This window comes from uncultured Clostridium sp. (genome assembly GCF_937920395.1).
Lineage (GTDB): Bacteria > Bacillota > Clostridia > Clostridiales > Clostridiaceae > Clostridium_AD.
The window spans coordinates 1-12,194 of sequence record NZ_CALEVF010000187.1; the positions used below are offsets into that span (position 1 = coordinate 1).

Annotated in this window: 9 protein-coding genes; all 9 read left to right on the top strand. The window is 28.9% G+C overall.

Annotation, left to right across the window (positions count from 1 at the left end; all coding sequences use genetic code 11):
- On the top strand, positions 1 to 2,219 hold a 2,219-nt coding region (gene mutS, locus Q0649_RS11855; protein ID WP_298842023.1), incomplete at its 5' end, for a DNA mismatch repair protein MutS.
- A 64-nt stretch (positions 2,220 to 2,283) separates the two neighbouring features.
- A complete protein-coding gene (mutL, locus tag Q0649_RS11860; RefSeq protein ID WP_298842025.1) occupies positions 2,284 to 4,269 on the top strand; it encodes a DNA mismatch repair endonuclease MutL in 1,986 nt (661 codons plus the stop codon).
- Positions 4,270 to 4,282: 13 nt separating this feature from the next.
- Entirely contained in the window at positions 4,283 to 5,209 is a 927-nt protein-coding gene (gene miaA / locus Q0649_RS11865) for a tRNA (adenosine(37)-N6)-dimethylallyltransferase MiaA (RefSeq protein ID WP_298842027.1), read from the top strand.
- 59 nt (positions 5,210 to 5,268) lie between these two features.
- On the top strand, positions 5,269 to 5,502 hold the full coding sequence (gene hfq / locus Q0649_RS11870) for an RNA chaperone Hfq (RefSeq protein WP_298842029.1): 234 nt from the start codon (positions 5,269 to 5,271) through the stop codon (positions 5,500 to 5,502).
- Positions 5,503 to 5,611: 109 nt separating this feature from the next.
- On the top strand, positions 5,612 to 6,505 hold the full coding sequence (locus tag Q0649_RS11875; RefSeq protein WP_298842031.1) for an MYG1 family protein: 894 nt from the start codon (positions 5,612 to 5,614) through the stop codon (positions 6,503 to 6,505).
- 322 nt (positions 6,506 to 6,827) lie between these two features.
- Positions 6,828 to 8,330 (top strand): NAD(P)H-hydrate dehydratase, encoded by a 1,503-nt coding sequence (locus Q0649_RS11880; protein ID WP_298842033.1) that lies wholly within the window; start codon positions 6,828 to 6,830, stop codon positions 8,328 to 8,330.
- Positions 8,331 to 8,548: 218 nt separating this feature from the next.
- Complete coding sequence (locus tag Q0649_RS11885) at positions 8,549 to 9,421, top strand: L,D-transpeptidase family protein (protein ID WP_298842034.1); 873 nt, start codon at positions 8,549 to 8,551, stop codon at positions 9,419 to 9,421.
- Positions 9,422 to 9,628: 207 nt separating this feature from the next.
- On the top strand, positions 9,629 to 10,894 hold the full coding sequence (locus Q0649_RS11890) for a hypothetical protein (protein WP_298842035.1): 1,266 nt from the start codon (positions 9,629 to 9,631) through the stop codon (positions 10,892 to 10,894).
- A gap of 147 nt (positions 10,895 to 11,041) precedes the next feature.
- The gene (locus Q0649_RS11895; protein WP_298842036.1) at positions 11,042 to 11,965 is read left to right on the top strand and encodes an SH3 domain-containing protein; all 924 of its coding nucleotides are present in this window, start codon (positions 11,042 to 11,044) and stop codon (positions 11,963 to 11,965) included.
- Positions 11,966 to 12,194: the final 229 nt, after the last annotated feature.

The window sequence follows — 12,194 nt, forward strand, 5'->3', positions numbered from 1 at the left end:
TATTAGATGAAATTTCAAAGTTTACACCAAAAGAAATTATTGTCTCAGAAGATATTCCTGATGAAATACTAAAGGTTATTAAAGAGAGATTTAATGTATCATATTCTGCATACCCTAATGATTTTTTTATAATGAAAAATGATAATTTAATAAAAAATCAGTTTCATAATTACAGTGAAAAAACCTTTTCGCAAACTTTACTAAGTAGTATTTCAGGACTACTTAGTTATATTATAGATACACAAAAAAATTCTCTTTCTCATATAGATACTATAGAATATTATGATATTTTAGATTATGTAAGTTTAGACGCTAATTCTAGGAGAAACTTGGAACTCACAGAAACTTTAAGAGATAAAACTAAGAAAGGTTCTTTATTATGGGTGCTAGATAGAACTAATACTGCTATGGGAGCTAGAAGACTACGTAAATGGTTAGATCAGCCTTTAATAAACAAGAAGTCGATAGATGAAAGATTAGAGGCCGTAGAAGAAATTAAAAATAAAACAACTTCACATGAAGATTTAAAAGATGTGCTTGTTGATATATATGATATAGAAAGGTTAGTTGGAAAAATTTCTTCAAAGAACGTTAATGCTAAAGAATTAATTTCTCTTAAAAACTCTATAGAAAAAATACCAAAAGTAAAATCAATTATATCGGTGTTAAACAGTAAATTAATGAAAAAGATATATTTAGAATTGGATGACCTAAAGGATATACATAATATATTAGAGAAGGCTATTATAAATAGCCCAGCTATCTCCATTAAAGAAGGAAATATTATCAAAGAAGGTTTTAATAGCGAAATAGATGAGTTAAGGCGTGCTAAGGCTCATGGTAAAGAATGGATTGCTACTCTAGAGAGTGACGAAAAAAGAATAACTGGAATAAAATCATTAAAAGTTGGGTATAACAGAGTATTTGGTTATTATATTGAAGTAACCAAATTAAATATTCCATCGATTCCAGAGGGTAGATATATAAGAAAACAGACTTTATCTAATGCAGAAAGATATATTACTCCCGAACTTAAGGATATGGAAGATAAAATTTTAGGTGCACAAGATAAATTAGTGAATATCGAATATGATATATTTACAGGTATAAGAGAAGAAGTTGAAAAGCATATAGAAAGAATGAAAAACTCAGCGAAGCTAATATCAGAAATAGATTGTTTAAGCTCACTTGCTACAATTGCTCTAGAAAATAATTATACGAGGCCTAAGATAAATAAAAAGGGCATTTTAAATATAATAGGTGGAAGGCACCCAGTAGTTGAGAAAATGATGCCTACGAATACATTCATTGAAAATGATACATATATGGATGAAAAAGATAACCAATTACTGTTAATAACAGGGCCTAATATGGCAGGTAAATCAACATATATGCGCCAAGTAGCTTTAATAACTATTATGGCTCAAATGGGAAGTTTTGTTCCTTGCATGTCAGCAGATATATCCATTTGTGATAAAATCTTTACAAGAATAGGAGCATCTGACGATCTTGCTGCAGGTAAAAGTACATTTATGGTAGAGATGTGGGAAGTATCTAATATACTAAAAAATGCAACTAATAAAAGTTTAGTTTTACTCGATGAGGTAGGTAGAGGTACAAGTACTTATGATGGATTAAGTATAGCTTGGTCAGTAATTGAGTATATCTGTAAAAATACTAATTTAAGAAGTAAAACATTATTTGCTACTCATTATCACGAGTTAACAAAACTAGAAGGAATAATTAATGGTGTTAAAAATTATTCTGTTGCCGTGAAAAAAATAGAAAATGAAATTGTATTTCTAAGGAAGATTGTACCTGGTGGAGCTGATGAGTCCTATGGTATTGAGGTAGCAAAACTTGCGGGGTTGCCGAAAGATGTAATAAATAGGGCAAATGAAATCTTAATATCATTAGAAAAAAACAATGCTAGTACTGAGATTAACTTTATTAATAAGAAAACTGAAAAAATAGAACACTCTAGCAAAACTGATAGAAAAGCTACTGAAAAAATTAATGAGGAAAATATAGTGGAAAAAGAAGCAGCTGTTACTTATGAAGCTGATATAGTGCAGGATGATGCTACTCAGATAAGCTTTACAGATATAGAAAAGGATAATATATTAAAAGAAATTAAAAATATAAATATTCTTAATCTAACACCTATGGATGGTTTTAATAAATTATATGAGTTAGTTAATAGGGCAAAGCTGTTATAATGATAATAAAGTTGCTACCATGATGTCTGAGTTATTATAAAAATAGCAAAGGATGTGAGGTCTTATGAGAATTAATGTATTAGAAGTTGAAACTTCAAATAAAATTGCCGCAGGTGAGGTTGTAGAAAGGCCATCATCTGTAGTAAAGGAATTGGTTGAAAATAGTATAGACGCAGGTGCTAAAAATATTACAATAGAAATATCAGATGGTGGTCAAAAAAACATAAAGGTAATTGATGATGGATCAGGTATTCATGTAGATGATATAGAAAAAGCTTTTTTACCTCATGCTACTAGTAAAATAAAAAATGTTGAAGATATATATAAAATACATTCATTAGGGTTTAGGGGTGAAGCATTACCTAGTATAGCTTCAGTATCTCGCACGTTGTTAAATAGTAGAACTAAAGAATCACCTTTTGGTATGGAAATATCGCAGTCATCAAGTGATATACTATACGTTAAAGAAGTTGGATGTAATGTTGGAACAACAATAGAAGTTAAGGATTTATTCTTTAACGTACCAGCAAGACAAAAATTTCTAAAGTCACCACAAAGGGAATCTGCTTTAATATCGGATATTTTAGGAAGACTAGCACTCGCTAATAATGAAATTTCTTTTAAATTATCAAATAATGATAAAAAGGTGTTTTCTACATTTAGTTCTACGGAGCCTCGTGACACTATTAGATACATATACGGCAAAGAGGTTGCAGAAAATATTACAAGTTTTGAAAAGTATAATGACGTAATGTCCGTACATGGATATATTGGTAATGCTCAGATAAGTCGTGGAAGCCGTAACAGGCAAAGTATTTTTGTTAACAAAAGGTATATTAAAAGTGGCTTAATAACTGCTGCCGTGGAAAATGCTTTTAAATCTTTTTTAACTATTAATAAATTTCCGTTTTTTGTTATATTTTTAGACATTTTCCCAGAGTATATAGATATCAATGTTCATCCTCAAAAAACTGAAATTAAATTTCAGGAAGATAAAGCAATATTTAAGTTTGTTTTTGATGCAGTCCATACTGCAATTGGCGATAGTTTAAGAGGTAATTTTGATGTTACAGCTGATGATGATAAAAAAAATAATAATGGCAATGAAAAAAGAAATGAGAATGAAAATAATAGTGGATACGAAGTTGAAAAAAATACCATAAAAAAAGATGTTTATGATTTTAACAGAACAATTATAGATGAAAAAGTCAAAGAAGAATTGGAAAAGAGTATTCAAATTCCAATTGATTTTAAATATAAAAGACAAGACAATGAAAATCAAGCAGATAATTTTATGGAGTCTTCATATGCACATTCAAGCTTTCCAAAAGTTACAAGTAATTCAAAGAGTGAACTTAAAGGGGACACTAGAGAATTGCAGAGCACAAGTGAAAATTTCAAAGAGAATGTCAGTATAAATAATGAGACAGGTGAAATCACATCACCAAATGAAGCTCCTAAAATTTCAAAGTTCCCAGAACTTCGAATTATAGGACAATTTAATAAAACTTATATAATTGGTGAGGCATACAATGAACTTTACCTAATTGACCAACATGCAGCTCATGAAAAGGTGTTATTCGAGAAATATAAAAAAGAAATTAAAAACGCGCAGGTGGTATCTCAAATTTTATTAGTACCAACAGTAATAGAACTAAGCGTGGATGATTATGCTTACTATAGTGAAAATATAACTGTGTTTAATAATACTGGTTTTAATATTATTGAGTTTGGTGAAAATACTATTAGTATAAAGGAAGTTCCTATAATCCTTGGCAAACCAGATATTAAAGATCTTTTTAATGAGATATTAGATAACCTTAAAAATATGGGTAGTGGTGAAACTATACAAATCAAATATACACGTATAGCAACACTTGCATGTAAAGCAGCGGTAAAAGCTAATAATCTGTTATCAGATTTAGAAATGAATAAATTAATTAATGATTTAAGATACATTGATGAACCTTTTACTTGTCCACATGGAAGACCTACAATAATAAAAATTACACTTAATGAATTAGAAAAAAAGTTTAAAAGAATACAATAGAAAAGGTGAAAATATGAAAGATTTATTTATTTTAGCAGGCCCTACTGGTATTGGGAAAACAGAAATTTCTATAAAACTTGCTCGTATACTAAATGGTGAGATTATATCAGCTGATTCAATGCAAATATATAAATATATGGATGTTGGATCTGCTAAGATTTCAGATCAGGAGATGATGGGAATTCCTCATCATCTATTGGATATAATAGAGCCAAGTGTTGCTTTCAGTGTAGCCGATTTTAAAGAAAGATCAGAGAATGCAATTTGTGATATAACAAATAGAAATAAACTCCCAATGCTCGTTGGTGGAACTGGGTTTTATATAAATTCTTTAATTTATAATTACAGCTTTGCGGGTAGCAATAAAGATGAAGCATATAGGGAATATCTTACAACTCTTGCAGAAGAAAATGGAAAAGAATATGTACACAACTTACTAAAAGGAATTGATGAAAAAACCTATAATAAACTATTCCCTAATGATTTAAAAAGAGTTATTAGAGCTTTAGAAGTATACAAGGTCAGTGGTAAACCAATGAGTGAGTTTACGGCGGAGCAGAACATTTTAGATATTCCTTATAATGTACATTATTTTGTACTAAATATGGATAGACAAAAATTGTATAATAGAATAAATATGCGGGTAGATAACATGCTGAAAAATAATTTAGTTGATGAAGTTATAAAATTAAAGAAAATGGGCTATAATTCTGATATGCAGTCAATGAAGGGTATAGGGTACAAAGAAATATTATATTACTTAGATGATAAAATATCTTTAAATGAGGCTATAGAGAAAATTAAACAAGGAAGTAGAAATTATGCTAAAAGGCAACTTACTTGGTTTAGAAAAGATCAAAGGGTAAACTGGATTAATAAAGATGATTTCAGCAACGATGATGAGATTGTAGCCTACATAAAAAGTCAATTGACCATTTAAAATAAAAGATTAATGGTCTAAGCAAAGTAAAATTAAAATACAATTGTGGAGGAATATTTGTGAACAAAGCTATTAATAATCTGCAGGATATTTTTTTAAATGAGGCAAGAAAAAGTAAAATACAAGTTGCTTTATATTTAATAAATGGGTTTCAATTAAAGGGCAATGTAACTGGTTTTGATACATTCACTGTAGTATTAAATTGCGATGGGAAACAAATGATGGTATATAAACATGCTATATCTACAATAACTCCACTTAAACCAGTATTATTCGTGAGTCAACAAGTTTAAAGTTATATTATGCTAATAATGGCCTAAGCTTATTTTATACTAGCTTGAGGCTTTATTTTTAACTTAAGGTGATTTATAATATAGATACTAAATATGAAAGAGGTAAATGATGATAAATGAAAAGAACATTAAAACTTTAGGAACACATAGTGGTAAGTTCCATGCAGATGATGTTATGGCTACAGCTATGCTAAGACTATTATTAGGAGATATAAAGGTAGTTAGAACAAGGGACGAAGAGGTACTTAAAAAACTAGATTTTGTTTATGATATATCCCTTGGAGAATTTGACCACCACCAATTAGATAAAGAAATAAGGGAAAATAACATTCCATATGCCGCATCAGGTTTAGTCTGGAGAGAGTTTGGTTCTAGAGTAATACAAAAGTTTAATTCTGAGTTTAATGAAGATGATATAATATCAATTTTTGATTATATAGATAGAACTTTAGTGCAGGGAATTGATGCTATAGATAATGGCATAGATTCTAAATCAGAATTTAAAGTAACTTCAATAAGTGATATTATACAAAATTTTAATCCTACATGGGATGATGACTCATCTAAAGACGATGCATTTGAAGAAGCAGTAGAATTTGCGACTATTGTTATAAAACGGATAATAAGTAGACAAGTTTCTGTAATAAAAGCAAGGGATATAGTAGATAAGGGCTTTCAAAATAGAGAGGTTAATGAAATAATGGTTTTGGAAAAGGGTAGTCCTTGGCTTCAACAGTTACTTAAAATAGATGTAAACAGTGAGGTATTATTTGTCATTTCACCTGGAGATAACAACACAGAGTATAAGATTCAAACCGTAAAGAAAACAGCGGGGACTTTTGAAGCAAGAAAAGATTTAATCGAATCAATTAGAGGGAAATCAAGTGATGAGATAAATTCAATTATAAAAATAGATGATGCTATCTTTTGTCACAAAGCAGGGTTTATAGCATCAGCTAAAAGCCTCGCTAGTGCTCTAAAAATAGCAAAATTATCAATTTAAAATATGAATTAATGAACCCAATAACGATTGTTGTTATTGGGTTCATTTTTTATGAAATAATTTATTATGAATCTCTAGAAACAATATAAGTAATTTTACTGCATAGTAACCCAATATGTAATATTATTTTTATTATCAACCATGGTTTGAAATTTATTTTCTATAGCTTAATATAGCTACAAAGATAAATTTCAAATTATGGTTATAATCTATTGATAGTGTCATTTGAAAATGATACTATGGAGATTGAGATAATATGGATAACACTTGATATAAAATTGTACAATTAAAATAGTTTTTGTAGTTTTTGGGGGGAATGAAAATGAAAATAGCAACGACACAGATAATGAGGAAAATTGATCAATATTGTATAGAGGTTTTAGGAATTCCAGGTATTGTTCTAATGGAAAATGCAGCACTAAAGGTAATAAAAAACATATCAGAAGATACTAAGAAATTTGTAATTGTTTGCTCCAGTGGGAATAATGGTGGAGATGGTTTTGCAGTAGCAAGACATCTTTTAAATAGAGGAAATTATGTCGAGATATTTTGTCTTGGTTCAGAGGAAAATATGAGTTTAGATGCATTAATTAACCTTAATATTGTTAAAAATATGGGTGTGAAAGTAATAAAATTAAGTAATAATGAAGATTTGAAAATTTTAAAGGAAAGCATAATTCAATGTGAAACTACTATTGATGCAATTTTTGGAACTGGATTATCTAGAGAAGTTAAAGGCATTTATTCTTTAGCAATTACAATAATGAATGATAATAGTAAGTCTATATTGTCAATCGATGTCCCATCGGGATTTGAGTGTAATAGTGGAAAAGTGATGGGGAATTGTATTAGAAGTAATAAAACAGTTACATTTGAGCTTTATAAAAAAGGTTTTCTTTCTTATGATGCAGAGGCCATTACTGGAGAAATTGTTATTGAGAATATTGGAATACCAAAAGACGTATTAGACAAATTTCACGAAAATGAATATGTAATGGATATAGATTTTATTAAAGAGTTAATTAAAAGAAGAAATAAATATTCACATAAGGGTGATTATGGCAGAACTCTTGTTTTGGCAGGATCACTTGGGTTTACTGGTGCGGCGTATATTTCAACTCAAGCTGCTGTTCGAAGTGGGGCTGGCCTTGTTACTTTAGGCTGTGATACCTCAATTCAAAACATATTAAGTGGAAAATTAGTTGAAGCTATGACGGTCTCAATTAATGATGAAAAAAGACTAGATTCCTTAATATCTAAGAGTGATTGTATTGCAATTGGTCCAGGCCTTGGAAATAATCTAGATACTTTGAATTTACTAAAAAAAGTTTTATCGAATTCGAAATGTCCTATTGTAATTGATTCAGATGGTTTAAATGTGCTCGAGGACAATCTTGAACTTCTTAGGAATAAGAAATGTCAGATAGTTCTTACTCCTCATATGGGGGAAATGGCAAGAATATCTGGGTTTTCAATAGATGAAATAAATAAAAACAAGATAGAAATAGCAAAAGTTTTTGCAAAAACACATAATGTTATTTTATTACTTAAAGGATTTAATACAATAATAACAGATGGAAAAACGGTGCAAATTAATCCTACTGGAAGCAGTGCAATGGCATCAGGTGGAATGGGGGACTGCTTGACAGGTATTATCGCATCTTTTATATCTCAAGGTTATGATGTAATGACTGGAGCATGTATTGGTGCATATGTTCATGGATACGCTGGTGATAAACTTTCAAAAAAAATGTTCTGTGTAAATGCAAGTCATATTATAGAAGAGCTCCCTTTTATAATAAAAGAAATTCAGGATTTAAAATAATACTATTAATGATAATGATAATTATTCAACATTTCAAGTAATATTAAATCTTAAACAACATATAGATATATGCTAGTGCTAAATATAATTTATATTATTGAACTTTTTTTGCAACTAAAAGTTTATAAGTAACGTTTATAATATGGTATATAAATGAACTTATAATAATTCTTATGGTATTAACTATTATAAAACATGTAGGGGATGGAAATTAGGATATGAAGCGTAAAAAAATTATTGTTTTGGGAATCATATGTATGGTCGTAATTGGTGCTAGTATTGGTTATAAATTAAAGTCAAAGGTTGTTGTCAAAACAAATACCATTGTAGTATCAAGTAATAAAAGTAAGATTATTCATAAAAGCTTAGCTGAGTTTGATAGTGAGAGGCCAGATAAATCTATAATAAAATCATCAGACAAAGGTGAAAATGTAAGAAGAATACAAACTAGACTAAAAAAATACGGCTACAACGTTGTTGTGGATGGGGATTATGGTGAAGGTGTAATTTATGCAGTTATGGATTTTCAACAAAGACATAATATTATACCTAGTGGTAAAGTAACAGTTGAAACAATAGATGCTATGTACAAAACACCTACAGAGGATAATATGTACAAGCCTGCAATTCAAACTTTTCTAAGTTCAAATGATGTTGCTCTAAAATCTACTTATGAAAGTAAATTAAATAGTGGTGAAAATACAAGTTCTACAAATAATTATATTTTAGTAGATCTATCACAGCAAAGAGTATACATTTTTTATGGTTCATTGCATAATTGGAAATTAATTAACACATTTTCTTGTGGCTCTGGTAAGGCCGAAACGCCAACAGTAACTGGGCTTTTTCGCGTTGGGATTAAGGGATTGAATTTTAAATCAGGTACAGCTGCTTCACCAGTTTATTGTAAGTATTTCACTCAAATTAGCGGTAATTACTTATTCCATAGTATTTTGTACGATAAGAATGGAAATGTAATAGATGGCAATTTAGGAGCAGTTGAATCACATGGCTGCATTAGGTTAGCTCTTGAAAACGCAAAATATATATATAATAATATACCTATTGGATCTACAATTTGGGTAAAATAAATATTGATTATTAATATACTCCGGGAGCAATATCTCGGAGTATATTTTATTAAAAGATAAAAGGATAATGATAATTGAGTATTAAATTATGTACATATATGTTTTAAACAAAAATAAATATCATAAGTAAATATAAATAGTGCACTAATAGTAATTTTAACAAGTATAATAGAATAAATCAGTTTCCTTTTGAAGGAGGTATTATTTATGAAAAGAGAATATTTAGAATTAAAAACATGTCGTACAGAAAAAGCTGAATTTGTAAAAGAAAAGGAATATATTGTACTTGACACAACAACTGAATATACATATGAATATGACTTCAACATATTACCTTGCTATAGGGTTATAAATGAAAAAGGTGGAGTTGAAATAGTTGTGCCTGATCAAATTTTCTATCCAACACATAGGTTGTTGCAATCAATAAAAGATGTAGTATATACAGGTGTTTTAGATGTAGATAATTTAGTAGAAGGGGAAGTATATTCAGTCTTTAAAATGAACGAAGAAAAAGAAGAACCTTTTTATACTATATTTGATAATTCTTATAAGTTAATGACATATTATGCTTCTTTATTTGTCTCAGAAACCCAGTATCTTAGAATGACTAAGGAGGAACTTTATAATTTAAAAAAAGTTAAAAAAGAAGAATTATTACAATTTGAGGACAAGGGAAAAAAAGATGTCCAAATGTTATTAGATAAACAATTAGAAATTGAAAACAATAAAAAAAAGGAGATTCAAAATTCTTTAGATGAAAAAGAAAGACTACGAAATGTAACGAATTCAAATAATTTAGAAATTGAAAAATTCAAGGAAGTTATAAAAGTGTTACGTCCTAATAAAGTAGAAAATACTACTAATCCTTTAATGTATGAAATTTATAAAATAAAGAATAAAATTAATAAAGTTTCGATATTATTTTTTATTGGATGTAGCATAACAGTTATTTCTTCATTGGTTAGTAATTTATTGTTAAGTTCAGTAATTAATATCATATTTTTAATAACAGGTGTGTCAACCTACGCATATTTGAAAAATGATTTATCGCAAAGCGTAATTAAAGCTATACCTACAAATAAAAAACCAGATAAAGAATCACTAAATTTAATGCTCTCATTTAGTGACGATATATTGCTGAAATTAAAGAAAATCGAATTGAATATATTAGTATTAGAAGAGGGAGCGACAATAAGTGCTGGCACTGTTTCATTAATAAAAGAATCGGTTTCATTTTGCCTAGAAAGTTATAAAACCAAGGATATTAATCTACTAAAAGATATATACATATTTTTAGATAAGACGCTTGAATATATATATAGTTTAATAGAAGGCGAGAATTTAGCAGAAGAATATATAGAAAAGCAGATTTATGAAAATGTATCTTCTATTATAAAAAGGAATACCGATGTTTTCGATCTTATGATTTCAGATAATAAAGAAATTAAAGAAATATTAAGTAAAGTTGATTAATGATATAGGATAAAAGTGTATATACCTTTATTTTATTAGATGATTAAGGTAAAATAAAGACAAGACTATACACTTTAAGGGGGAATAAAACTGAAAAACATTAAGTCTTTAACACATTTTATTCAGAGTTTATTAAGAGCAAGGGTATTGTTAGCTGCTTTGATTATGGTTATTGCCTTGGTATATGTAGGAGGAATAGACCAATCAAATAATAAAAATAGTACAAGCAGTACTACTAAGTATGTACAAATATTTAGTAGTGCATACAAAACTCAGTATGGAATAACAACGGCAAGCAGTTTAAATATTAGAACAGGAGCAGGAGCAAATTATACTACAATTGGAACTATGAAAAAAGGAACTAATGTAGTTGTGATTGGGAAAGCAAACAACTTTTATAAAATAACTTATGGTGCAAACACAAGATACATAAGTGCTCAGTATGTGAAAATAACAACTAAACCAAAATTACTGATTGAAAAAATAAAAAATAAGGGTAATGCAAAGCAAGCCATAGTTGTTACTACTAGTAGTTATAGTAATGTAAATGCTACTATAACTACATTTGAAAGTGTCAACGGAGTATGGAGACAAGTTTCCTCTTTTGTTGGCAATGTGGGAAATAAAGGTTTTATTTATAATAAAGTTGAGGGCGATGGTCGTTCTCCAATAGGTATTTTTTCATTAGGTACATCATTTGGTAGATATGCGAATCCTGGTACTTCAATGACATATAGAAAATCCACCACGAATGATTATTGGGTAGATGATAGCAGTTCAAGTTTGTATAATACATGGCAAAAAGGACCTGTACGTGGTCGTTGGAAATCGGCTGAAAAAATGTACATTCCTCAATACAATTATGGTTTTGTAATAAATTATAATACTGTTAAAAGAACACCTGGTAAAGGTTCTGGTATATTTTTTCATGTATGGTCAGGAGCAGGGCACGGAACAGCTGGATGCATTTCGACATCTCAGTCTAATGTTATAAACACTTTAAAATGGTTAAAGCCATCTAATAGTCCTATAATAATTGAAGGACCACTTTCTGAAGTGTTAAAAATGTAGAATAATAAAATAATAGAGAATAGTAAAACTAAGAATAGTAGACTTAAGGATTACCTTAATGTCTATTATTCTTTTTTATTTTAAATAGAAAGAAATAGAGCACTAATAAAGATAATGTATATTCTATATGTAAATTTCATATGTATATAACAAACGTATATTGCTTGTATATACATTTAGGGGCTTGCAGAATTCAAAAATAAAAACTGTGGATAACTTTTAAGATTTG

Excerpts from the sequence above, each read along its gene's own strand:
- Q0649_RS11875 (WP_298842031.1), top strand. The coding sequence starts at position 5,612 with ATGATAAATGAAAAGAACATTAAAACTTTAGGAACACATAGTGGTAAG.
- Q0649_RS11890 (WP_298842035.1), top strand. The coding sequence starts at position 9,629 with ATGAAAAGAGAATATTTAGAATTAAAAACATGTCGTACAGAAAAAGCT.
- miaA (WP_298842027.1), top strand. The coding sequence starts at position 4,283 with ATGAAAGATTTATTTATTTTAGCAGGCCCTACTGGTATTGGGAAAACA.
- mutL (WP_298842025.1), top strand. The coding sequence starts at position 2,284 with ATGAGAATTAATGTATTAGAAGTTGAAACTTCAAATAAAATTGCCGCA.
- Q0649_RS11880 (WP_298842033.1), top strand. The coding sequence starts at position 6,828 with ATGAAAATAGCAACGACACAGATAATGAGGAAAATTGATCAATATTGT.
- Q0649_RS11885 (WP_298842034.1), top strand. The coding sequence starts at position 8,549 with ATGAAGCGTAAAAAAATTATTGTTTTGGGAATCATATGTATGGTCGTA.